This window comes from Streptomyces sp. NPDC056452, from assembly GCF_042796085.1.
Lineage (GTDB): Bacteria > Actinomycetota > Actinomycetes > Streptomycetales > Streptomycetaceae > Streptomyces.
In genome coordinates, this window is sequence record NZ_JBHTRI010000011.1 from 37,879 (window position 1) to 61,579 (window position 23,701).

Here is a 23,701-nt window from a genome sequence, read left to right on the forward strand (position 1 = left end):
CCTACCGATCCGTAGCTCTAGTTCGAACTGCCCACGGACGCCCGACTCGAGGTGACGATCGCATCTGGTTCGGTGGAACGACGCGGCACCGCGAAGCCTTCTGCGGGCTTGGACCTGGCGAGCCACAGGCCGGTGAACACGGCAGTGGTCAAGGCGACGGCGCCGGCAGCGAGGAAGGCACTGTTGAGGCCGTCCTCGAGGGAGGCGCCGCCCGATTGCCGACTGCGGACGACGGCTCCGAGTATCGCCACGCCGAGCACCGCGCCGATCTGCCGAGTGGTGCTGCTGATGCCTGAAGCGAGGCCGCCCTCCTGCGGGCTGACTGTTTGGATAGCGGCACCCGTCAGTGGGGACATGCTCAGGGCGAAGCCGATGCCGGCGAGTCCTAGCCGCCACCACACGTTCCCGTAGCCGGTGTCGGCGTGGACCATGCCGAGCGCCAGCAGTCCCAGGCCGGCCAGGGCCAGGCCGGTGGTAACCACGATTCGGAAGCCGTACCGGGCGGCGAGCCGGCCCGCGTACGGGCTGACGATCACCATGGCGAGGGAGAGCGGCAGGGTCTGGAGGCCGGCGCGCAGGATCGAACTGCCCTGGACGTACACGAAGAACTGGGAGAAGAAGAACGATGAACCCATGAGTGCGAACCCCACCACGGTCATGGCGGTGTTGGAGACGGTGAACAGGCGCTGCCGGAACAGGCTCAGGGGCAGCATCGGTGCGGAGCGACGCGATTCGACTGCGATGAAGGCGGCGAGGAGGATCACAGCAGCGGCGAAGCTGCCCAGGATGACCGGTGAAGTCCAGCCGCGGGCACCGCCCTCGATCAGCCCGTAGGTCACTACCCCCACCGCCAGCACGGACAGCACAGTGCCCGGGATGTCGATCGCGGGGGCGCTCGGATTGCGGGACTCGCCGAGGTGGTGCAGGCCGACCAAAAGCAGGACCGCCCCGATGGGCAGATTCACCAGGAAAATGGCGGGCCAGCCGAAGGTGTCCGTCAGCACGCCGCCGGCCACGGGGCCCGCGGCCAGACCGATTCCGCTGAATCCGGCCCACATCCCGATCGCCTTCATACGTTCCTGTGGCACGGGATAGGCGGCGGCGAGCAGGGCGAGTGAGGCAGGGGCCAGCGCTGCGGCCCCGATGCCCTGCAGTACCCGGCCGACGATCAGCCAGCCGACCGAGGGCGCGAGGCTGCATACCAGTGACGCGGCGGTGAACACCGCGACGCCGGTCAGGTACACCCGCTTGCGGCCGAACCGGTCGGCGAAGACACCGCCGGACAGCAGCAGCATGGCGACCAGTAGTACGTACGCGTCGACGATCCATTGCAGACCGGTCAGTTGCGTGTGCAGCCGGTGCTGCATATCGGGGAGCGCTGCTCCAACAATCGTGTTGTCGAGCAGGACCATGAATTGGCCCAGGCAGGTCACCGTGAGCAGCACGGCCCGGTTTGATCGACTGCCTACGGTCGCATGCGCTGCAGACATCGGATCCCCCTCAGTGGTTGGTTGTGCCTGGCCACGGTCGACGCGGGTGGCGATAGACTCACGCACTAAAGCAGTCCGTGGCTGCGTTAGGTGGACCATAGAATGCATCGACCCACAAACGCAAGCGATAGCTGCGTTAAGGTGGAAGGTATGAACGAGCGACAGCAAGCCCGGCGGCCTGGCGGGCGCAGCGCCCGAGTCGGCGCGCAGGTACACCGAGCCGTCGCCGACCTGATCAGCGAGCGCGGCTACGGGAACTTCACCGTCGGTGAGGTCGCGGCCCGCGCAGGCGTGGCCGACAGCAGCATCTACCGCCGGTGGGGCAGCCTGGAAACCCTGCTCACAGACGTGGCCCTCACGCGCCTCAACGCGCAGTCACCGATGCCCGACACCGGGAGCGTGGCCGGCGACCTGCGTGTCTACGCGGCCCAAGTGGCCCGCGAGATCACCGGACCCGATGGGCCGGCGGTGCTGCATCTGGCCGTAGCCCTGTCGAGCACCGGTCAGCAGGGCTTGCAGGCCGGCGACATCCTCCGCACCGAACGCATGCGGCAACTGCAGTCCATGCTCGATCGCGCCCGCGACCGGGGCGAACCCGCACCCGACGCGCTCGATGTCCTGGACCACATCCTGGCCCCGATGTACATCCGCGTCCTGTTCGGCATCGTCCCGCTCACCCCTGACTACATCGACGGGCTGGTCGACCGATTGCTGTGACCTCAACCGTACTGGGCACGTGGAGTTCGAACGGATGAGATCACGGTCCGGGCTGCTGCGGCACTTGGCCGCAGTTCCCCGTGAGTCCCCGCCCGACCTGGCGCGGTTGTGGCACGTCTGCCCGGTCTGTATGCGGCGGGCGTGGGCAGTGACCGGCGGTCCACGAGGCGGACGGACCAGCCGCCGTGATGTTGATGCGGTGCGCGAAGCCATCAGCCACATGGACAGGCTGCTCAAGAGGCGGCCCGGCCGTGACTGACCGCCGCCGTTGATGTCGGACGTGGATGTCAAAGACCCCGGACCATGATCGGTCCGGGGTCTTTTCGCTTGTGCCCCCGGCAGGATTCGAACCTGCGACACCCGCTTTAGGAGAGCGGTGCTCTATCCCCTGAGCTACGAAGGCGCGGAGCCGGCAGGAAGTCTTGCCGAAAACCCAGGCAATGGATCTTCATCAAGGCTTGCAGGCCCGCTGGTCAGGCGTGGCGAACTGTCTGATGAGATCTTGCTCGGGCAGACAGGCGGGACGTACCAACGACCGACCAGGGACAGCCTAGCGGATTCGCCGCCGTGGAGGGCTTCTGTATGGGGTTAGTGGCGCCGGGTGCAGGCCGCAGGGCTCTGACCTGCTGTTTCCTTCGAGTTGGCGTGACGTGGTCGTAGGTGGCGAGCGGCTCGGCCGGGGTGGTTTGACCCCTCCGAGGGGCCGCCGTTCAAGCGATCTTGGGGAGTGGTGATCGCACGCGCTTCCTGGCCGGGCGATCTTCAGGTCCTGGGGTGGCTGGAGGGTCGGGGTGGGCGGCGGGAAGCCGGCCAGGCATCCCGGAAGCTTCGCGTCTTCGGGCTCGCTGGGCTGGGCCCCTCCGTGGCGGGCGGTTCACACTCCGAGGTCGATCGCGTCGGATTCGTCCGCCGTGGCGCTCGCTGTCTCACCAAGAGGCCTCCTCGGCACGACGAGTGACGCTCTGTCAGATCGACGTCCCTCGCCGTCGAACGCGGCCGTCCGCGGGTCCCCCGTACCCGCGCGGTACTGGGTCGAGGAATAGTGACCGATCGGGAACGCGCTGATGTCCTCATGCGCGAGCGCCGGCAGCGCATCCGGCGGAACGCGCGAGCATCGACAGTGAGGCGGGGGTGGCCTTGAGCGAGGAAATCGAGGGCGCGGCCGAGGAGTTCGAGCGTTCGGCGAACTGGTTGCGCAGCGAACTGAGGGCTCTCGTGGCCGCCCTCGCGCCCGGAGTGGAGCCGGCGGTCGAGGAGCGGATCCAGGAGCGGCGCACCACGCGCGGGGCGATGGGCAGGCAGCTCACGGTGACCATGACCCTGGCAGGCGCTTCCTGTGCTGCTGGGGCGGCCTCCGAAGCCATGGCCGCGGCGGGCTGGTGTTCCGTCGAGGCCGGCGAAGGCCCCGGGGGGCCCTCGTCGAAGGCGCGGCGCGACGGGTTCGAGGTGGGCCTCTTTCGCCGGCCGTCCGGCAGTCCGGTCGTCTGGGGCAAGGCGCCCACCGTGTGGTTCCACGGCCGCTGGACACGTCCGCCGCGCGCAGCCACGCCGCAGACGCTGGCGCCCGGAGACCGGCTGTGCCGCATGTGTGACGGCTGGGGCACATGCGGCACATGTGAGGGCCTGGGTTTCGTGGACGGCAGGCGGTGTGTGGAGTGTGGTCTCGGAATGGACTGCTCCTCCTGCGGGGGCAGTGGCCGGGAGCGCCTGGACGGCTGACCGCTCCTGTGCGCGCCCGCGTCTGTCGGGGGCTGACCGCTCCTGTGCGCGCCCGCGTCTGTGGGGGTGGGTCGGGGGGCGGCGGGATGTGCGGGAGGAAAGGCGGGTCCGTCTATTTCCGGTAATGCGTGGGACGTAAAGCCATTTGGTCCCGCCCTCTGTCGAATGATTTGACCGGATCGAAAGAAATAACCACAAAAGAGTCCTTGGGTCCGTCGCTCCGGTTGTCCGCCGCGCCGGGAGCATGGCCGATTCCGAGGGGCTGCTGAATGGGTGTGCGACAGGGCCGAGGCTGGTCAGCGGGGTCTGGGGTGAGGGGTGTTGGGCCGTCCGTGGTGGGTGTGCGGGGGTGAGGTCGCGGGGTGGGTCGGCACCGGTAAACGATCACTGACGCTCTGTTATATGCTCGCGCGAAAAGCGATGGCAGGGGAGCATGAAGTCAATCAATTCCGCCCCGCTGGTCTCGGTCCTGGCAGATGTCAGCGGGCTGAGTGACGCGGAGCTGGCCGAGCTGCCGGACACCGTATTCGCCGACATGGTGTCGCGGCTCAGGGAAGAAGTGCTCACCCCCTCCAGCGAGCCGGTGTCCGCGTTCACGTCGGCGCTCGACCCTGCGGCCGGGGAACGGGAGCGGACCCGCGAGCGGTCATGACGTTCCGCCAGTTCCTTCTCAAGTTGCATACGCGGTGCAATTTGGCATGTACGTACTGTTACGTCTACGAGGCCGCTGACCAGAGCTGGCGGACGAAGGCGCGGCGGATGGAACATTCCACGGTGCGGCAGGTGGCCGCCCGGATCGCCGACTATCGGAGGCCGCCGGGGGCCGGGACCGGGGCGGCACGGTCCGATGGGCCGATCTCTGTGATTCTGCACGGCGGTGAGCCCCTGCTCGTGGGGCACCGGCATCTCGACGGGACGCTGAAGATCCTGCGCGATGCGCTGGACGGCACCGGCGAGGTCGCCTGGGGGATGCAGACCAACGGGGTGCTGCTGGGCCAGGATCCGGAGCTGCTGCGAGTGCTGCGCCGGTACGGCGTGCGCGTCGGGGTCAGCCTCGACGGGACGGCCGCGGGCCATGACCGGTACAGGAAGTTCGCCGACGGGCGAGGCAGTCACGCGGCCGTGGCCCGGGCGCTGCGCATCCTCGGGGACGGGGCCGACCGGGAGCTCTACAGCGGAGTGCTGTGCACCATCGACCTCGACGCCGACCCCGTGGAGACCTACGAGGCGCTGCTCGAGTTCTCGCCGCCGCGGATGGATCTCCTGCTGCCGCACGGCACATGGGACGTTCCCCCGCCGGGCCTTGATGCGCGGCGCGTACCGCCGGGAAGGCCGCCCGTTCTGCAGGACGGTCCGACAGGCCGACCGTGGGACGGTCCGGGGGCGACCCCGTACGCCGACTGGCTGTGTGCCGTCTTCGACCGCTGGTACGGGGCGCCCCGGCGTGAGACCGGGATCCGGCTCTTCGAGGAACTGATCATGCTGCTGCTGGGAGGCCGGGCGAGCAGCGAGATGGTCGGCAACGGCCCGTTGGACCTCGTCGTCGTGGAGACGGACGGCTCGCTGGAGCTGGCCGACAGCCTGAAGGTGTCGTACGACGGGGCGGCTGCGACCCCGCTGGACGTGTTCCGTGACCCGTTCACCGTGGCCGAGGCGCATCCGGCCTTCCGCAGCCCGGAGCTGTCGCCCGTCTGTGCCTCCTGCCCGCTGGTGGCGGTCTGCGGCGGTGGGCTGTACGCCCACCGGTACAGCCACGGGTCCGGTGATCCGTTCGCGCATCCCACGGTCTACTGCGCGGACATGGCCGCCCTGATCGGGCACATCCGGCGCAGGCTGGAGCACGATCTGGCCGGGCTGAGGGAGCGCCGGCCGGCCGGTTCGGTGGCCAGGTGAAGGGGCCCGAGGCCGCGCCTGCCCGGCATCTGATTCCGCGCGAGACCTTCCTGGCGCTGGCCCGGGGGCGGGGTGGCGCCTCCGCCGTGGCCGTCCTGCGGGCCGGACAGCTGAGCAAGCGCAGGCTGCTGCTGAGCGCGGTGCGCCGGGTCGCTGAGGAGCGTGCGCCGCGGGTGGTGCGGCAGATGCGGCTGGCGGAGACGTACGACCGGATCGAGGAGTTGCGCCAGGAGTCCACGGAGCGGTGGGAGTCGGTGCTCCTCCATCCCTATCTGGACCTGTGGGCGGCCGGTGCGCTGCGCGCGCTGTACACGGAGGCCGGCGTCGGCGAGGTGGATCCCGCGCCCGGCGGGCTGGCCCGGCTGCTGGATCCGGGCGGCCCGGTCCTCCAGGTGGAGTCGCGGGGGCGCCGCCTCACCGTGCGGATCGATGACCGCGGCCCGTACCGGGAGGCGCACGGTGACCCGGTGCCGGGTCCCCTCGACGGAGCAACGGTGCGCCGTTGGGAGGAACTGCTGTCCGGTGCCTGGCAGTTGCTCGTCGAGCGGCACCCCTGGCACGCCGAGGCGGTCAGCGCCGGGGTGTCCACGCTGGTGCCGCTCCTGCCGAAGCCCGACGGCACAGCGGTGTCCTCGGTGGTGCGCCGCGGATACGGCGCGGTGGGCGTGTCCCTGCCCGCCGACGCCGAGCGGCTCGCGCTGGCGCTGGTCCACGAGTTCCTGCACATCCAGCTGGGCGCGCTGCTCGATCTCGTACCGCTGCACGGGCCGGACTCGGGGGCGCGCTATCACGCGCCGTGGCGCACGGATCCGCGCCCTGCGGGCGCCCTGCTTCAGGGAACGTACGCGCATCTCGGGGTGTCGGACTTCTGGCGGGTGGAACGGGGCAGGGGGCACTGGCCCGGGCCGCTGACCCGGAGTTACGCCGACGGCCAGTACCGCCACTGGCGCGAGCGGACCGCCGACGCCGCGCGGACCCTGCTGGACAGCGGTGAACTCAACTACGAAGGAAAGCAGTTCGTCGAGGAGCTGAGCCGTACCATCGGCGACTGGGACAGAGATATCGGCTGAACGGCGTCCTGCCGACTCCGTAACGGCACTGTGTACCGTCGAGTTCTGGCCATAACGTGACCGTGGGCACAGTCTGCGTGGCCGCGGGCAATAACTGGCCGTTTCCGAGGGTATTCAGTTGGTGCCGGGGCACTGTGGGCCTGCGTTCAGCAGATCGAGTCGTGGGGGCGCGGTGGGGCCGTACTTCTTTCTGAGCTATGCCAGGACCGATGACCAGGACGCTTATGTGCGCCGGTTCTACGACGACTTATGTGCGCAGATCATGGAACTGGCCGGTAGCGCGGTCCGGTTGCCGGTCGGATTCCGGGACAACAGCTCGATCCGTATCGGTGAGCACTGGAGCGAGCGCCTGGAAAGCGTGCTCGGCATCTGCCATTCGATGGTGGCGCTCTACTCGCCCGACTATTTCCGCAGCGAGTGGTGTTCGCGCGAGGCCGGAGTGATGATGCGGCGCGCGAACCAGTACTTCGCGCGGACCCAGAAGGGCTCGTCGGCGCTGATCCCCGTGCTGTGGCGCCCCGTCGACATCCCGTCCGAGGTCGCGCACATCCAGTACGTCACCGACGGCTTCGGATCCTGGTACGCCGATGCCGGGCTGCAGCGACTGCTCCAGAAGGATCCCGCGGGCGAGGACTACCGCAACGCCGTACGGCTCGTCGCGCAGCGCGTCCTGTACGTCGCCGAGCGCGAGAAGCTGCCCGTGGCCAACGGCATCCGGCTGGCACAGGAACCCCTGTCGTTCCCGCCGCGCACCACACCCACCAGGCCGGGCAGTACCGTCCAGTTCTTCGTGGCCGCCGGCACCGCGGACACGCTGCCCGAGGAGCGCAGGAGCGCCCCGTACTACGGCCGTGCGGGGCTCGACTGGAATCCGTACCACCCGCAGGAGGAGTACCCGATCTACCAGGTGGCTCAGCGCCTGGTGACGGCACAGGGGTACGGCACCGCCTACCGGGAGGTGCGCAGCGGACTCACCCGGCAGCTCAACCAGGCATGGCGCGACGACCAGGTGTCGATCCTGCTGGTGGACGCGTGGAGCGCTCCGGTGTCGCCGTACCGCGAGCAACTGGAGGCTTTCGACCGGACGGAGCATCCCGCGACCGGCGTCCTCGTTCCGTGCCACCCCCGGGAGGAGGGGGAGCGGGGGGAACTCTGGCGCGGGGTGACCGAGGTCTTCGAGCGGAAGTCGTCGCGCGGCACACAGGACAGGCAGTTCCAGGTCCGGGTCAGTGCGACGGACTTCAAGCAGGCTCTGGGGCGGATGGTGTCCTCCGCGCAGAACAACCTGATACGCAAGCGCCATGCCCCTGTGGCACCGGGTGCGGGCGAGCAGGGGACGGTGTCGGCGCGCCCGATCCTGCGGGGGCCGAGCAGCGGAACCGGCAGCGGGCCGGGCAGCGCTCCGCCACGGATTCCCGGGCCGGCCGGTGGGACACCACCGGTCGGCCCTCCCGCTGACCGGCCGGTGAACCGGCCTCGCAGGCCCGGCGGGCACGGGCCGCTCGACTCTCGTGGTGACGGAGGCGCAGGGCGATGACCAGGGACGGCTGGGACGGTTCGGCGAGCGGGGACGCTTCGGGCGGCTGGGACGACGGAGACACCTTCGGGGGTGCGGAAGGCCTGCGGGTGGTGGGCACCCCTGCGGAGTCCATGTCCGTTTCGGGGGCGGCCGGTGCGGGGTCCGGAGCGGGCGGTGCCCAGGTGCCGGGTGCGAGGTCCCCGGCGGAGGGTGGCGCACTGCCAGGTGAGAGGTCAGGGGAGAGGCCGGGAGCGGCCGGCGCCGGCGGGTACGGCATCGGTGGGCAAGGCACCGGCGAACCCGGCACCGTCGTGACGTTCTACTCGTTCAAGGGCGGCGTCGGCCGCACCATGGCTCTCGTCAACACCGCCTGGATCCTTGCCAGTAACGGCCTGCGCGTCCTGATCATCGACTGGGACCTGGAGGCGCCGGGACTCCACCGCTACTTCCATCCGCTGCTGGTCGACCCCGAACTCGGCTCCACCAAGGGCGTCATCGACCTCATCCGCGACTACTCCATGCGGGCCTCCGGGCCCGGTCCCGAGCCCCTGCCCGGAGGGCGTGTCGACTGGGACCGCTGGTTCCGTGACCACTCCGATGTCGACGACTGCATCGTCGGGGTGCGCATGGACTTCGCCGACGACGGGCGGCTCGACTTCCTGCCCGCAGGTCTCCAGAACGACGGATACTCCGCGGCCGTCTCCACCTTCGACTGGGACCACTTCTACACGCAGCTGCGGGGCGCCGAGTTCCTCACGGCCCTCCGCGACGAGCTGAGCGAACGCTACGACTACGTCCTGATCGACAGCCGTACGGGACTGTCCGACACGGCCGGCATCTGCACGATCCTGCTGCCCGACGTCGTCGTCGACTCCTTCACCCTGAGCGCCCAGTCGATCCAGGGTGCCGCAGCTGTCGCCGAGTCCGTGCGGGCCCAGGCCACGATGCGCCCCATCCGGATCCTGCCCGCCCCGATGCGCGTCGAGTACGCCGAGCAGAACAAGCTCGAGGCCGGCCGGGACCTAGCCCGCAGCAGGTTCCAGTCGTTCCTCGGCTCCATGACCCGCGAGGAACGCGACCTGTACTGGGGCGATGTGGAGATCCCCTACCGTCCCTTCTTCGCGTACGAGGAGATCCCCGCCCCCGTCGGCGACCGGCCTCACCAGGGCAACAGCCTGCTGGCCGCGTCCGAGCGGCTCACCGGCCGGATCACCGGAGGCCGGGTCACCAAGCAGCGCCCGATGCCGGAGACGATGCGGCGGGCGCTGCTCGCCTCGTACGAGCGGACCAAGGCGCCCATCCCCTCCGACATCTTTCTCAGCTACGCGCCCGCGGACCGCATGTGGGCGGAGTGGATCGGCGCCCGGCTCACCGCGACCGGCTACCAGGTGGCCCTCAGCGGCTCGGCCGAGCACGCGGGCGCCGACACCATGACCGACGTACGTCTCGCCCTGGCCGGATCCGGCCGGATCGTGGTGCTCCTCTCGCCCGACTTCGTCCGGCTGCCGCACGCCCACGAGCTGTGGAAATCCGTGTCCTCCCGGGACCCGGAGGCCTCGCAGAGGATGCTGATCCCCATCCGGGTCCACGACGCCCCGCTGCCCGCCCCCTTCGCGGGCCTGGTGGCCGTGGACCTTGTCGAGCGGGACCAGGAAGAGGCCGAGCAGGCGCTGCTGGCGGCCGTGGGCCGGCCGGACAACGCCGCGGCGGGCACCCTCCGGACCCCCGGCAGGACAGCCATCGACGAGGAGAGCGGACCGCGCTATCCCGGAGTCGTTCCCCGGGTCTGGCACGTGCCTTCGCGCAATCCCTCCTTCACCGGGCGTGCCGGCACGCTGGAACAGATGCGCAACGGCTTCGCGGCGAGCGGGCTCCAGGGCGGGCCGCCGCAGGCCGTGTTCGGTCTCGGCGGTGTGGGCAAGACGCAGGTCGCCATCGAATACGCCCACAGGTTCGCCGCCGACTACGACGCCGTGTGGTGGATAGCGGCCGGTCAGCCCGGCCTCGTACGCCAGGAACTGGCCGCGCTGGCAGTCGAGTTGGGGCTGCCCGTGGGTGACGACGTGGCGACTACGGCAGCCGCCGTACTGGAGGCGTTACGGCAGGGGCGGCCCTACCGGCGCTGGCTCCTGGTCTACGACAACGCCGAACGCCCTGAGGAACTGGCCCCGTTGATCCCTGCCGGACCCGGCCACGTCCTGGTGACGTCGCGCAACCGGGCCTGGGTGGCACTCGCGGTCCAGGTGGAGGTCCATGTCTTCACCCGGGACGAGTCCGTGCGACTGCTCCGGCGGCAGAACCCGAACCTGACGGACACCGAGGCCGGTCAGGTCGCCGAGGCGCTCGGCGACCTCCCGCTCGCCGTCGGGCAGGCGGCGGCCTGGCTGGAGCAGTCCGCCATGCCCGTGGAGACGTATCTGCGGCTGCTGGAGACCCAGTTGACGCAGATGCTGGAGCAGGAGCCGCCCACGAGCTATCCGCGCTCGGCGGCAGCCACCTGGCTGCTGTCGCTCGCCGCGATGCGGGAGGCGACGCCCGCCGCCGCGCTGCTCCTGGAGATCTGCGCCTTCTTCGGCCCGGACCCGATCCCGATGTGGACGCTGTACGGCAGCCGTACGGCGGAGCTGCTGGAGCAGTACGACGACCGCCTGGACGATCCGATGCGGATGGGCAGGCTGTTCACCGACATCAACCGCTACGGCCTCGCCCGCACCGACCAGGGCGACCGGACCATCAGCGTGCACCGGCTGGTGCAGGAGGTGCTGCGCTCCCAGGTGCCGCGCGAACGCTGGGCCGAGATGCGCGCCCACGTGCACGCGATTCTCGCCGAGGCCAATCCCGGGTACGCCGAGGACCCCGCCTCCTGGGGGCGGCACGCGGCACTGCTGCCGCACATGGCCCCTTCGCGGGCCTTCAGCAGCAGGTCCGCGCGGGTGCGCCGGTGGGTGGTCGACGCGGTCCGTTACCTGTGGCGGCGCTCCGATCACAGCGCCGCCCTGGAAACGGCCGAACGGGCCCTGGGCGTATGGGTTCCCGTCTTCGGGGACGGCGACTCCCTGGTGATCCTCATGCGGTGCCAGCAGGCCAATGCGCTGAGGTCCGCCGGAAAGCTGGCGGAGGCGCACGCGCTGGGCCTGGAGGTGTGGGAGCAGGCCCGTGAGTCGCTGGGCGAGGACGACGAGTACACCCTGATCGCCGCCGGGAACCTCGGCGCCGACCTGCGCAGCACCGGCGCGTACACGAAGGCGCGGGACATCGACCGGGAGACCTACCGGGTCAGCCAGCGGGTGCACGGGCTGCGGACCCCGCGCACGCTCAGCGCCGCGAACAACCTCGCGGTCTCCCTCTTCCTGTCCGGCGACCGGCAGGGTGCCCGCGAGCTCGACCGGTACGTGTACGAGACCCGGCGCGAAGTACTCGGCGCCACCCATCCGTACACGCTCACCTCCGCCAGCAACTACGCACGGGACCTGCGCGAGACGGGGGCGCCGGAACAGGCGCTGAAGCTGCTCCAGGAGACCGTGGCGGCCTTCCGTGAGCGGACCGGCGACAAGCATCCGGAGACACTCAGCGCGGCCCGCAACCTCGCGGCGGTGCTGCGCCGCACCGGTCAGTACGAGGCGGCCAGGGCGCTCAGCGCCGACATCTACGACACGTACATGAGCGTGCTCGGCCCCGACCATCCGGACACTCTCTCCGCGGCCACCAACCTGGCCTGTGCGCTGGTGGCCACCGGGGACGCGCAGGGGGCGCGGGCGCTCGCGCAGGACGCCCTCGACCGGCACCGCACCCAGTTGGGGGAGCGGCATCCGTTCGCACTGGCCTGCGCGAACAACCTGGCCGTGTACCTACGCCTGACCGGGGCGCGCGATGCGGCGCTGGCCATGTCGCGCAGAACCCTCCAGCAGTACCGGGAGGTTCTCGGCGCCGCCAATCCGTACACGCTGACCAGCATGATGAACCACGCCACCGACCTGGTCACCAACCACAGGACGGCGGAGGCGGTGGTGCTGGAGCGCGAGGCGTACGCCGACTTCGTCCGCATCCTGACAGCCGATCACTACGACGCGATCGGCTGTGCGTCGAACCTGGCGCTGGACCTGCGGGCGACCGGGGCGACGGACGAGGCGGCGGCCCTGCACCAGGACGCCCTGGAGCGGGCCGCTGCGACGATGGGGGCGGAGCATCCGACCACGCTGGCGGTGCAGGCGTGGGGGAGACTCGACTCGGACATCGAGCCGCCCGCTCCCTGACCTGGTCCGCTCCTGACCCCGCCCGGTCTCGGACACTCCTGGTCCCGGACGCCCGACCCGATGGCATGTGTGACGCGCGTCACAGGAACTGCCGGGCCTGGGCGGACAAGTCAGGAGGTGAACTACTCGATGCATGCCCGCATCCGCGCGGGGGACCCGGAGGCGTTCCGCGAGCTGTTCCGCGACCATGCCCAGCTCGTCTACCGGCACGCGGTGCGGACCACGGGGGACTGGGACGCGGCCGAGGACATCGTGTCGCTGACCTTTCTGGAGGCATGGCGGCTGCGCGGGAAGCTGCGGGACGAAGGTGACAGTCCGCGGCCCTGGCTGATGGGGATCGCGGTCAACGTGCTGCGCAACACGGGGCGCGCCGCCCGGCGGCACGAGAGGGCGCTGGCCAGACTGCCCCTGCGGGATGTGCTGCCGGACTTCGCCGACGAGTTGGTCGGGCGGATCACGGACTCGGAGGAACTGGCAGCGGCGAAGACCGCGTTGGGGCAGCTGCGCAGGAGCGAGCGTGAGGTCTTCGCGCTGTGCGTGTGGTCCGGGCTCGGTTACGCGGAGGCCGCCGAGGCGCTCGGAGTGCCGGTGGGCACGGTGCGTTCCCGGCTGTCGCGGGCGAGAACCCGGCTGCGCAAGCTCACGGACGGGGAGTTGCGCCGTCTGCGGAGAAAGAGGGAACCGGTCGGGACGGGCGGACAAGTACAGGGTGGCCGCGTCGATGCGGTCCGGTCGAACGAGGAGAGAAGCCGATGAATCGCACCCCTTGGCGGCGGCGCCGGGAGCCGCTCGACCATGTGGAGTCGGCGGCGCTGCTGCCGGCGCCGGGCGATCCGGTGCTTTCGCGCGACCGCCTGACCACGCTCGAGGAGCACCTGATGAACGAGATCCGCCAGGCGCAGGACCGGAAGTCGGCCGAGGCGCAGCCGCAGGCCGTGGGCCTTTTCCCGCCGCGTTCTTCCGAGCCGCCGCGCCGTACCGGCAGTCGTCGGCTCGCGCTGATCGGGGCGGCCGTTGCGGTCGCCGTACTGGCCGGGGCGATCGGAGTCGCGCAGTTGACGGGGCAGGGGGCCGTCGAAGCCGCCGGTGCGCCGGAAGGATCTGTTCCCGCTTCGGTGGTGCAGGTCGCGCAGGGCACGACCGAAGGGCTGAACAGCACGGTCGACCGGATCTCCGTGGCCGCTGTGAAGGAGAAGCTCCCCGAGCCCGGGCCGGGGCAGTTCATCTACATCAAGAGCCAGGTCTCCTGGCTGACGATGTCGGAGAACGTGGACACCGGGAAGAACGAGACCTATGTGCAGAAGCTGCATGCCCGCCAGGTCTGGCTGTCGCCGGACGGCCGCAGGGGCTGGCTGATCGAGCCGGGAAACGGCACGACGTCCAGGGACGGGCTGACTCTGGACGACGAGGGGGAGGCCCTGGAGCCGAGCATCGGTTCGCCCAGCTACGACTACCTCAAGACGCTGACCACCGACCCCGACGAGCTGCTCAAGAAGATCTACGAGGAGACGGAGGGGCAGGGCAACGGCCCCGACCAGCAGGCCTTCACCACGATCGGTGACCTGGTGATGGAGCAGGTGATGCCGGCGGAGCTGACATCCGCGCTGTACCGGGCCGCCGCGAAGATCCCTGGCGTGGTGGTGGTGGACGACACGACCGATGCGGTGGGACGGCACGGGATCGCCATAGCCCGGACCGATGAGGTGGGCGGCGCCCGCACCGAGTGGATCTTCGACCCGAAGACCTTCAGCTATCTGGGGGAGCGCACGGTGCAGATGCGCGACATGGAGGGGGTCGAGGCCGGCACGGTGACCGGGCACACGGCGATCACGGAGCGGGCGGTTGTCGACGCGATGAAGGAGCTCCCGGGGGCCAAGGGCAAGGTCTGACCTGGCCGAAAGGCAGAGCAGGGTCGGGGGGCGGGGGCTGCTGTTTCTTGACGGGGGCGGGGCGCGGGCATAGCGTCGCCGGGTTGCTGAGACAGTGCTTGGAGAGGTCGACCGTGCCGCACACCGACCCCACCCCTTCCCCCGGTTCCACTCCCGCTCCCGCCCACGATCAGGCCGCCCGCGACCAGGCCGCCCGTGCACGGGCCGAGGCGGTACTGACCGCACCCGGTGCTCCTTTTGCCGTGGTCCGCGCCGAGCACGGCCCCCTCGTCTATGCGAACGGGCCCCGCACGCTGCGCGAGTTCGTCGAGACCACCTGGGCCTTCGGTGACCAGCCGTTCCTGATCGCGGGTGAACGGACCTGTTCGTACGCGGAGTTCTTCGCCGGAGCGTCCTCGCTCGCGCGACGGCTCTCCGAGACGTACGGGCTGCGCCCCGGAGACCGGGCTGTGATCGCGATGCGCAACCACCCCGAGTGGCAGATCGCGTTCTGGGCGGCGCAACTGGCCGGCCTCGTCGCCGTACCGCTCAACGCATGGTGGACCGAAGGGGAGTTCGGCTACGCCCTCGACGACTGCGAGCCGCGGGTGCTGCTGGTCGACGGGGAGCAGCTGCCGAAGGTGGCGGCATGGGGGGAGAAGACCGGGGCGCGCTTCGTCGTCTTCCATGACGAGGCACTCGGGGAAGGGGAACTGCCCGACAGAGCCGAGCGGTACGCGGACCTGCCCACCCCCGACCCGCTGGCCGCGCCTCCCGAGGTGGAGATCCGCCCGGAGGACGACGCCACGATCATCTACACCTCCGGCACCACGGGGCGGCCCAAGGGTGCCGTCGCCACTCACCTCGCCCAGGCGGGTGCCGCTCTCAATCCGCGCTACCAGGCCGCAGCCTCCGCACTGGGCCGCGGGATCATCCCCGGGCAGGGACCGGCTCCGGTCACCCTGATGACGTTCCCGTTCTTCCACGTCGCGGCGTTCACCAGCCTCTACGCGGCGATGGCGGCGGGCGGCACCCTCGTCCTGATGCGCAAGTGGGATGCCGACGAGGCACTGCGGCTGATCCGTGAGCACGGGGTCACGCACTACGCCGGAGTGCCGGCCACCGCGCTCCAGCTGATCGCCGGAGCGGACCGTGCGGGCGACGGGCTGGAGAGCCTGCTGATGCTGAACACGGGTGGGGCGGCGGCTCCGCCCGACCTGGTCGCGCAGCTCACCGCCCGGCACGGTGAGCGGATCGAGCCGCGCAACGGTTACGGCCTGACCGAGACGAGCGGGGGAGTGCTGGCCAACTTCGGAGCTTCGTACCGCGCCCACCCGGAGAGCGTCGGGACCCCGACGCCGGTCACCGAGGTGCGGATCGCCGGTGCGGCGGGGGAAGCGCTGCAGGAGGGCGAGGTCGGTGAGCTGTGGCTGCGCGGTCAGTCCGTGGTCCGCGGCTACTGGCGCGACGAAGCGGCGACGGCCGAGGCGTTCAGCGGCGGCTGGTTCCGTACGGGGGATCTCGCCGTGGTCCGGGACGGGCGGGTCGCCGTGGTCGACCGGATCAAGGACATGGTGATCCGGGGCGGCGAGAACGTGTACTGCGTCGAGGTCGAGGCGGCGTTGCACGACCACCCGGATGTCGAGGACGCGGCGGTGCTCGGTGTCCCGCACCCGGTGCTGGGCGAGGAGGTCGCGGCGGTCGTCCGGCTGCGGCCGGGCGCCGAGGCCGGTGCCGAGGAGCTGCGGGCGCAGGTGGCCCGGAGTCTGGCCGCGTTCAAGGTTCCTGCCCATGTCCTGGTGACCCACGAACCGCTGCCCGGAATCCGACCGGGAAGATCCTCAAGCGGGAGCTCCGGGAGACGGTCAGGGACCACGCGCACAGGAGCGGGGGCTGAGCGCCGCGGTTCTCAGGGCCGGGTGATCCGGACCTCGTAGTTACCGTCGGCGTCCTTCGCGACGACGGATATGCGTATGCCGTTGGACTGGTCGGTGAAGACCTCGCCGGGCTCGAACGGGGCGTCGGAGAGTTCGGCGTGGACATTGGGCCGCCGGGTGCAGCCCCCGCTGTCCTCGGTGCTGTCCGCGACGGATACCGGACCCTGGCCGGTGTCGACGTCGGAGCTCACCTTGTAGATGAGTACACCGGGCCTGCAGACCGCTTCGTCGTTGCCGGCGGGGGTGCGGACCTCGACCGCGTAACCGGACTCGGCGCTCAGCGGCACGAAGGCCAGCTTGGTTCCGCCGGTCGTGGCGAGCGGGCCAAGGGTGTGTTCGCTGGTGCCGGGCATGGCCGCGCACCTGATCTGGCTGTTGTCGAGCCAGCCGAGCTTCCACTTGTGCCAGCCCAGGAGGTCGTTGTTGGCGCCCCAGTCCTCGGACATGATGTCCCAGTGCCCCACGGAGCCGCCGCCCTCCATCGTGTACAGGTCGGGCAGCCCGAAGACATGGCCGTTCTCGTGGGGCAGGACTCGGTAGCCGGTTTCCGCGTACGAGCCCGACCCGTCGTCCTGGCGGCTGTAGACGAAGGACGTGTTGGCGAGCGGGACTCCGTCGGCGAGCGGGGCGTCGTCGTTGCCGGAGAAGGTGACCGACAGGACGGTGTCCAGCGCCGAGGGGCCGGCGTTCGGGGTGACCAGGACGTTGACCAGGTCGTACGCGGAGAAGTCCACCTTCGGGTCCGCGGTGCTCACGAGGTCCTTGACGAGCTTGCGGTAGCCGGGTTCGTACGGTGAGCCCCGCTCTATCCCGTACGCCGAGAACGGCTGGGGCATCCGCAGCCAGTCCTTCACGGGGGCTTCGGGCACATACGTGAGACGGCCGTAGGAGCTGGTGCGGAACCAGTCGGACGTCTGCGGGAAGAACTCCGCGAGCCGGTCCTCGGCCGGTTCCGTCGCCTCCGCGTCCGGGAAGTCGATCATCAGGTTGAGGGCCTTGATCTCGCCCGTGGAGCGCGCGTATCCGGGCGGTGTCGGCATGCCCTCCGACATCTGCACGCCCATGCCGGCAGGGATCCGGCACGGTGCGAGGCCTGGCCCCCGGGGCGCGGCCACCGGTCCTGCGGAGGCGCGGCTGGGGTCGGGGAGCGTGGAGCTCGCCGACGCCACTGTCGCGATGACCAGAGCCGTTGCTCCGGCGAGGGCGACGGTGCGGCGGTACCTGCGTATCCGGTGGCGGGGCTGCTGCATAGGGCGCCTTCGGGGGGTCCGCGGCAGTCGGCCGGCCCTGACTGCGCTCTGGCGATCAGCCTGTGCCGGGTCCTGCGGGTCCGCTCGTTGGGTGCGCCGATGGAGGGGTTTTCACCCCCGTAGAATGTGTGACGCAGGTCACAATGACTCGGGAAATAACCGGGGATCCTTTCCCCGTTTGCATGGGTGTCCCCGCGAAACGGGGAAGCGGTCCCCGGTTAGTCCGAGGGGTCGCCCACACACCGAAATGGGAAGGGCCGCCGTCGTGGAGACCGTCGCCGAAACCGCCACCTGCGCCGTGCAGCGCCGTCCGGCCCGTCCGCGGGCCGACGCGCTGCGCAACCGGGAGCGGATCGTGACGGCCGCGCGCGAGATGTTCGTCGAATTCGGCCCGGACGTGCCGCTCGACGAGGTCGCGCGCCGGGCCGGGGTCGGCAACGCCACGCTCTACCGGAACTTCCCCGACCGGGCCGCACTGACCCATGAGGTCGTCCTCGCGGTCACCTCCCGCACCACCGAACGTGCCAAGGAGGCTGTCGCGGCGGAATCCGATCCGTTCGCCGCGCTCAGCCGCTTCGTGCACGCGGCGGCCGACGAACGGATCGGCGCCCTGTGCCCGATGCTGTCGGGCGGCTTCGACAAGGACCACCCCGAACTGCTCGCCGCCCGCCGGGGCCTCGAAGAGGCCGTCGAAGGGCTCGTGGAGCGCGCCATGTCCGCAGGGCGGCTGCGCACCGACATCGCCGTCGGTGACGTACTCGTCGCCCTCTCCCAGCTCACCCGGCCGCTGCCAGGCATCGCCTGCCCGGACATCGACCGGTTCACCCACCGCCATCTCCAGCTCCTCCTGGACGGTCTGGAAGCTCCGGCCCGCTCGGAGCTGCCCGGATCGGCGGCGACCTTGGAGGACCTGCGCCGCAGGCACTGACGCCGACGGCACATCAGAGACTCAGCAGACCCACGGGGCCCCAGCGGCCGACAGAACACACAAGGAGCAGGTCGGGGCCTGACCAGCAGACCCGACCGCCGGCACGGTGCGCCCTTTTCCTGCGCGTCGGCCCGTTCCGCCGACCCACGACCCTTCACGACGACTCTTCGCGTCCACGCGCGTCCTTAGGTGGCTACTCCCATGTCCAAAACAGCCGACACGCTGCTTCCGGATCCCAGTCGCTGGAAAGCACTGGCCTTCATCGCCCTCGCCCAGCTGATGGTCGTCCTCGACGCGACCATCGTGAACATCGCCCTGCCCTCCGCCCAGACGGACCTGGGCATCTCCGAGGGCAACAAGCAGTGGGTCATCACCGCTTACGCGCTCGCGTTCGGTGGGCTCCTGCTCTTCGGCGGACGCATCGCCGACCTCTGGGGGCGCAAGCGCACCTTCGTGGTCGGCCTCCTCGGCTTCGCCGCGGCCTCCGCGATCGGCGGTGCCGCCCAGGGCGAGGCGATGATGTTCGGCTCCCGTGCCCTGCAGGGTGCCTTCGGCGCGCTGCTCGCACCGGCAGCCCTGTCGCTCCTCGCGGTGATGTTCACCGACGCCAAGGAGCGCGCCAAGGCCTTCGGCATCTACGGGGCCATCGCCGGTGGCGGTGGCGCGGTCGGCCTGATCCTGGGCGGCTTCCTGACCGAGTACCTGAACTGGCGCTGGACGTTCTTCGTCAACATCCCCTTCGCGATCGTCGCCGCCGCGGGTGCCTACTTCGTCATCCGTGAGCCGGCCGGCGGACGCAACCGCTCCCCGCTCGACATCCCCGGCGTCGTCCTGTCCACGCTGGGTCTGGTCTCGCTGGTGTACGGCTTCACCCGCGCGGAGTCGGCCGGCTGGTCGGACTCGCTGACCATCGGCATGTTCGTCGCGGCCGCCGTGCTGCTCCTGGCCTTCGTCGTCACGGAGTCGCGCGTCAAGTCCCCGCTTCTGCCGCTGCGCGTCCTGACGGAGCGCAACCGCGGAGGGGTCTACCTCTCGCTGGGTCTCGCCATCATCGCGATGTTCGGGCTCTTCCTGTTCCTGACGTACTACCTGCAGGTCGCGAAGGGCTACTCGCCGGTCAAGACCGGCTTCGCGTTCCTTCCGATGATCGCGGGCATGATCGCCGGTTCCACGCAGATCGGCGCCAGGCTCATGACCCGCGTTCCGCCGCGGCTGCTGATGGGCCCCGGCTTCCTGGTGGCGGCGATCGGCATGCTGCTCCTGACCCAGCTGGAGATCGACTCCTCGTACGCGGGCGTCATTCTGCCGGGACAGCTGCTGCTCGGCCTCGGTATGGGTACGGCGTTCATGCCGGCCATGTCGCTGGCCACGCACGGCATCGAGCCGCGTGACGCCGGTGTGGCCTCCGCGATGGTGAACACCTCGCAGCAGGTCGGCGGCGCCATCGGTACGGCGCTGCTCAACACGATCGCGGCAGGTGCCACGACCGCGTACATCGCCGACCACGCCGCAGGTGCCTCCGACCCGAAGCTGCTGCAGCTCCAGGCCATGGTGAGCGGCTACGCCAGCGCGATCTGGTGGGCGGTCGGCATCCTCGCCGCGGCCTCGGCGATCGCTCTGACGCTGATCAACACCGGGCGCCCGGGCACCGGAGCCACCGGCTCCGGCGGGTCGGCCGAAGGTGCGGACGGCTTCGAGGACGAGCTCAAGATCCCGGTCGTCGCTCACTGAGCCGGCGCGGGCGCGGCGGTGTGATGCCTGAAGCCGCCTGATATCCGGTCCTGATGATCTGCCCTGGTTCCGCTCAGCGGAGCCAGGGCAGATCCGCGTCCGTGTCCTCCGGCTGCAGCCCGGTGGCGATGACCTGCATGATCTCGCCCAGGTTCCGTACCTGTTCGGGGGTGAGCCGGGCGAACATCGCCTGGCGCACGGCGTCGACATGGCCGGGTGCGGACCGCGCGAGCATCTCGTAGCCGTCGTCGGTGAGGACCGCGTTCTGGCCGCGCTTGTCCAGGGGGTGCTCCTCCCGGCGGACCCACCCGTTCTTCTCCAGCCGGGCGACGGCGTGCGAGAGCCGGGAGCGGGTGATCTTGGCGTCCTTGGCCAGCTCGGTCATCCGCTTCCGGCGCCGGGGAGCCTGGGAGAGCTGGACGAGCAGTCCGTAGTAGATGTGCGGCATTCCGGCATCGCGTTGCAGCTGGCGGTCGAGGTGATCCTCGAGGAGCGTGGTGGCGTGGAGGTACGAGCGCCAGACGCCCTGTTCCTCGGTGGTGAGCCAGCGAGGCCCGCCGGTGGATGCCGTGGTCATGTACGTCACTGTACGACCTTTTCTTGAAAGTTGAACTAAATAGAGCTAAGGTCTCCCGGAGTTGGAACTTGAAGATTCAAAGAAATGAGCCGTCGAGTTCCCGGCGCCTGTGGCAGGTGACCGCCTCCGGTGCCTGTAGAGAACACATACCTTGATCGGCCGAGGAATGGGAGTGCCATGACTGACACCGCGGAGCGCATGCCCGCCCTCTACCTCTCTCACGGCGCACCGCCCCTCGCCGACGACCCTGTCTGGCCCGGCGAACTGGCCGCCTGGTCGGCCGGGCTGCCGCGCCCCAAGGCGATCCTGATGGTCTCCGCGCACTGGGAAGAGGCCCCGCTCGCCCTCGGCGCCACCGAGACCGTGCCGCTCGTCTACGACTTCTGGGGTTTCCCGGAGCACTACTACCGGGTGAGCTACGCCGCCCCCGGGGCCCCGGCACTCGCGGACGACGTCCGCAAACTCCTGCGCGGTGCGGGCACGCCGGTCCAGGACATCGCGGACCGCGGCCTCGACCACGGGGCGTACGTGCCGCTGGTGGAGATGTTCCCGGGTGCGGACATCCCCGTACTCCAGATCTCCATGCCGACCCTGGACCCGCAGAAGCTGATGGACATCGGGCGCAAGCTCGCTCCGCTGCGCGACCAGGGGGTACTGATCGTCGGAAGCGGCTTCTTCACCCACAACCTGGCGGCGCTGCGCCACCAGGGCGGCGGGATCCCCGGATGGTCGGCGGAGTTCGACGACTGGGGGCACAGGGCGCTCCAGGCGCAGGACATCGACTCGCTGCTGGACTTCGAGAGCAAGTCGCCGGCCGGCAGGCTGGCCCATCCGCGCACCGAGCACTTCGCGCCGCTGTTCGTGACGCTCGGTGCGGCGGAGGGTGAGCTCGATCAGGGGCGCAGCGTCATCGAGGGCTTCTGGATGGGTCTGGCGAAGCGCTCGGTGCAGTTCGGCTGAGCAATGGCTTCTCGTACCAGGACACGTCCCAGTAGCGGCCGAACTTGCGGCCCACCTCGGTGTACGTGCCGATATGGCGGAAGCCGAAGGCGTCGTGCAGCCGTTCGGACGGTTCGTTCGGCTGGGCGATGCCCGCGTAGGCGCGGTGGATGTCCTCGCCGGCCAGGGCGTCGAACAGGGCCGTGTACAGGAGGGTGCCGATACCGCGGCCCGTGGTGCCGGGCGCGCAGTAGACGCTCACCTCCACCGAGGTGCTGTACGCCGCCTTGGGGCGGTACGGGCTGCTGGTGGCATAACCCAGGACCCCGGTCGCGTTGTCAGCCGTAGGGGCCTCCTGAGCAACCAGGAGGCGGTACGGGCCGTCTTCAGGATGGGAGCGCAGCCACGGCAGCCTCTCGGCCGGAGTGAACGCGGCTGTGTCGAATGTGAGCGCCGTCTCACGGACGTAGTGGTTGTAGATGTCCGTAAGAACGTCCAGATCGGCCTCCGTACCGGGCCTGACCTGCACTCCAGTCGATATGTGTGGCATCGGTCCTCCTGCTGGGGCCGACAGGGTACTGCATGATCTCGAAAGCGAACGGTCGCGGTGGGAATTCTGTCCGGATTCCAGTCGTTGTTTCCATCGGATGCAGGGCACCCGAAAGGGTGTCGCGACCTACTGAGTAAGGGAGCACGCATGGCAACCCGTGCCGTCGCCCGACGTTCGTCCGCCACCAGCGGCGGGACCACCCGGGCAAGCAGTGTTCGCGCCGTGGGCGGGGAGATCGCCGATCGCGACCTGGTCGGCATGTACCTGGACGAGATCGCTCGTACACCGCTGCTCGACGCCGCCAAGGAGGTCGAGCTCTCGCAGACGATCGAGGCGGGCGTCTATGCCCAGCAGATCCTCGACGGCGAGGTGGAGAGCAAGGCCGGCGGAGCGAAGCGCAAGGAGCTCGTGGCGCTGGTCGCCGAGGGCGAGCGCGCCAAGGACATATTCATCCGTTCCAACCTCCGGCTCGTCGTTGCCGTGGCCCGGCGTTACCCGCGAGCGGGCCTGCCCCTGCTCGACCTGATCCAGGAGGGCAACGCGGGCCTGGTGCGCGCGGTCGAGAAGTTCGACTACGCCAAGGGCTTCAAGTTCTCCACGTATGCGACGTGGTGGATCCGGCAGGCCATCACCCGTTCGATAGCCGACCAGTCCCGCACGATCCGGCTCCCCGTCCACCTCGTGGAGGAGCTGGGCCGGATCCGCAGGGTGCAGCGTGAGTTCAACCGCGAGCACGGCCGCGACCCGGAGCACTCCGAGATCGCCGCCGAGCTGGACTCCAACGCCGAGCGCGTCGGCAACGTCCTGGACTGGGCCCGTGACCCGGTCAGTCTCAACATGTCCGTGGACGACGACGGTGACACGCAGTTCGGTGACCTGCTGGAGGACACCTCCGCGGTGTCGCCCGAGCAGTCCGTGATGACGCTGCTGCGCAGCGAGGAGCTCGAGGACCTGATCGGCAAGCTCGACAACCGCACCGCCTCCATCATCCGGATGCGGTACGGAATCGAGGACGGCCGTGAGCGGACCCTCACCGAAGTGGGCAAGCAGCACGGTCTGACGCGGGAGCGGATCCGCCAGATCGAGAAGCACGCACTACTCGAATTGAAGCGAATGGCTCACGACACGGGCTTTGACGCTGCGGCGTGAGCCGATAACCCGTAACCTCCCAATCAAGCCGGTTCGCACCGGCCCGACGACCGGTCCTGTACCGGTCCCATGAGCTGAGTCCCGGCGCCCACCCCCCCCGGCGCCGGGGCT

At 70.0% G+C, this 23,701-nt stretch carries 17 protein-coding genes, 1 tRNA gene and 1 pseudogene; 14 read left to right on the forward strand and 5 right to left on the reverse strand.

Features of this window, described 5'->3' with window-relative positions; genetic code table 11:
• Window positions 1-17: 17 nt before the first annotated feature.
• Window positions 18-1,490: an MFS transporter gene (locus ACFQ6X_RS13270; protein WP_383180457.1), complete on the reverse strand. Its 1,473-nt coding sequence runs from the start codon at window positions 1,488-1,490 to the stop codon at window positions 18-20.
• Between the two features lie 150 nt (window positions 1,491-1,640).
• Here ACFQ6X_RS13270 and ACFQ6X_RS13275 point away from each other — a divergent pair, with 150 nt between their 5' ends.
• Window positions 1,641-2,207: a TetR/AcrR family transcriptional regulator gene (locus tag ACFQ6X_RS13275; protein WP_383180460.1), complete on the forward strand. Its 567-nt coding sequence runs from the start codon at window positions 1,641-1,643 to the stop codon at window positions 2,205-2,207.
• Between the two features lie 330 nt (window positions 2,208-2,537).
• Here the strand turns inward: ACFQ6X_RS13275 and ACFQ6X_RS13280 are convergent.
• A tRNA-Arg gene (locus tag ACFQ6X_RS13280) sits at window positions 2,538-2,610 on the reverse strand.
• A gap of 734 nt (window positions 2,611-3,344) precedes the next feature.
• Here ACFQ6X_RS13280 and ACFQ6X_RS13285 point away from each other — a divergent pair.
• From ACFQ6X_RS13285 to ACFQ6X_RS13325, 9 genes and pseudogenes are all read left to right on the forward strand, one after another.
• Window positions 3,345-3,926 carry a hypothetical protein gene (locus tag ACFQ6X_RS13285; RefSeq protein WP_383180463.1) on the forward strand — a complete coding sequence of 194 codons (582 nt, stop codon included), beginning with the start codon at window positions 3,345-3,347 and terminating at the stop codon, window positions 3,924-3,926.
• A 433-nt stretch (window positions 3,927-4,359) separates the two neighbouring features.
• Window positions 4,360-4,578 carry an FxSxx-COOH cyclophane-containing RiPP peptide gene (fxsA, locus tag ACFQ6X_RS13290; RefSeq protein ID WP_329210061.1) on the forward strand — a complete coding sequence of 73 codons (219 nt, stop codon included), beginning with the start codon at window positions 4,360-4,362 and terminating at the stop codon, window positions 4,576-4,578.
• Window positions 4,575-5,819: an FxsB family cyclophane-forming radical SAM/SPASM peptide maturase gene (locus ACFQ6X_RS13295; RefSeq protein WP_383180466.1), complete on the forward strand. Its 1,245-nt coding sequence runs from the start codon at window positions 4,575-4,577 to the stop codon at window positions 5,817-5,819. The genes fxsA and ACFQ6X_RS13295 overlap by 4 nt, the downstream gene beginning before the upstream one ends.
• Window positions 5,816-6,889: an aKG-HExxH-type peptide beta-hydroxylase gene (locus ACFQ6X_RS13300; protein ID WP_383180469.1), complete on the forward strand. Its 1,074-nt coding sequence runs from the start codon at window positions 5,816-5,818 to the stop codon at window positions 6,887-6,889. The genes ACFQ6X_RS13295 and ACFQ6X_RS13300 overlap by 4 nt, the downstream gene beginning before the upstream one ends.
• Before the next feature lie 172 nt (window positions 6,890-7,061).
• Window positions 7,062-8,426, forward strand: coding sequence for a TIR-like protein FxsC (locus ACFQ6X_RS13305; protein ID WP_383180473.1), 1,365 nt, complete (start codon window positions 7,062-7,064; stop codon window positions 8,424-8,426).
• Window positions 8,423-12,661 carry an FxSxx-COOH system tetratricopeptide repeat protein gene (gene fxsT / locus ACFQ6X_RS13310; protein WP_383180476.1) on the forward strand — a complete coding sequence of 1,413 codons (4,239 nt, stop codon included), beginning with the start codon at window positions 8,423-8,425 and terminating at the stop codon, window positions 12,659-12,661. Before ACFQ6X_RS13305 ends, fxsT begins: the two co-directional genes overlap by 4 nt.
• A gap of 129 nt (window positions 12,662-12,790) precedes the next feature.
• A complete protein-coding gene (locus ACFQ6X_RS13315) occupies window positions 12,791-13,417 on the forward strand; it encodes an RNA polymerase sigma factor (RefSeq protein WP_383180479.1) in 627 nt (208 codons plus the stop codon).
• A complete protein-coding gene (locus ACFQ6X_RS13320; RefSeq protein ID WP_383180482.1) occupies window positions 13,414-14,550 on the forward strand; it encodes a CU044_5270 family protein in 1,137 nt (378 codons plus the stop codon). Before ACFQ6X_RS13315 ends, ACFQ6X_RS13320 begins: the two co-directional genes overlap by 4 nt.
• 113 nt (window positions 14,551-14,663) lie before the next feature.
• Window positions 14,664-16,426 (forward strand): annotated as a pseudogene (locus ACFQ6X_RS13325) (class I adenylate-forming enzyme family protein).
• 12 nt (window positions 16,427-16,438) lie between these two features.
• Here the strand turns inward: ACFQ6X_RS13325 and ACFQ6X_RS13330 are convergent.
• The gene (locus ACFQ6X_RS13330; protein WP_383180484.1) at window positions 16,439-17,716 is read right to left on the reverse strand and encodes a M6 family metalloprotease domain-containing protein; all 1,278 of its coding nucleotides are present in this window, start codon (window positions 17,714-17,716) and stop codon (window positions 16,439-16,441) included.
• A gap of 265 nt (window positions 17,717-17,981) precedes the next feature.
• On the opposite strand from ACFQ6X_RS13330, the gene ACFQ6X_RS13335 reads away from it, so the two are divergent.
• Together ACFQ6X_RS13335 and ACFQ6X_RS13340 are read left to right on the forward strand one after the other, a co-directional pair.
• Window positions 17,982-18,644: a TetR/AcrR family transcriptional regulator gene (locus ACFQ6X_RS13335; protein WP_383180827.1), complete on the forward strand. Its 663-nt coding sequence runs from the start codon at window positions 17,982-17,984 to the stop codon at window positions 18,642-18,644.
• Between the two features lie 201 nt (window positions 18,645-18,845).
• On the forward strand, window positions 18,846-20,375 hold the full coding sequence (locus tag ACFQ6X_RS13340; RefSeq protein WP_383180487.1) for an MFS transporter: 1,530 nt from the start codon (window positions 18,846-18,848) through the stop codon (window positions 20,373-20,375).
• Window positions 20,376-20,448: 73 nt separating this feature from the next.
• Here the strand turns inward: ACFQ6X_RS13340 and ACFQ6X_RS13345 are convergent, their stop codons facing one another.
• Window positions 20,449-20,961 carry a MarR family winged helix-turn-helix transcriptional regulator gene (locus ACFQ6X_RS13345; protein WP_383180489.1) on the reverse strand — a complete coding sequence of 171 codons (513 nt, stop codon included), beginning with the start codon at window positions 20,959-20,961 and terminating at the stop codon, window positions 20,449-20,451.
• A 168-nt stretch (window positions 20,962-21,129) separates the two neighbouring features.
• Between ACFQ6X_RS13345 and ACFQ6X_RS13350 the strand changes: the two genes are divergently transcribed.
• The gene (locus ACFQ6X_RS13350; RefSeq protein WP_383180492.1) at window positions 21,130-21,912 is read left to right on the forward strand and encodes a dioxygenase; all 783 of its coding nucleotides are present in this window, start codon (window positions 21,130-21,132) and stop codon (window positions 21,910-21,912) included.
• On the opposite strand, the gene ACFQ6X_RS13355 is transcribed toward ACFQ6X_RS13350, so the two are convergent.
• The gene (locus ACFQ6X_RS13355; RefSeq protein WP_383180495.1) at window positions 21,860-22,441 is read right to left on the reverse strand and encodes a GNAT family N-acetyltransferase; all 582 of its coding nucleotides are present in this window, start codon (window positions 22,439-22,441) and stop codon (window positions 21,860-21,862) included. The two genes, ACFQ6X_RS13350 and ACFQ6X_RS13355, sit on opposite strands and share 53 nt — an antisense overlap.
• A gap of 147 nt (window positions 22,442-22,588) precedes the next feature.
• Here ACFQ6X_RS13355 and ACFQ6X_RS13360 point away from each other — a divergent pair, with 147 nt between their 5' ends.
• Window positions 22,589-23,590, forward strand: a complete 1,002-nt coding sequence (locus ACFQ6X_RS13360; RefSeq protein WP_383180498.1) for an RNA polymerase sigma factor RpoD/SigA — start codon at window positions 22,589-22,591, stop codon at window positions 23,588-23,590.
• Window positions 23,591-23,701 lie beyond the last annotated feature (111 nt).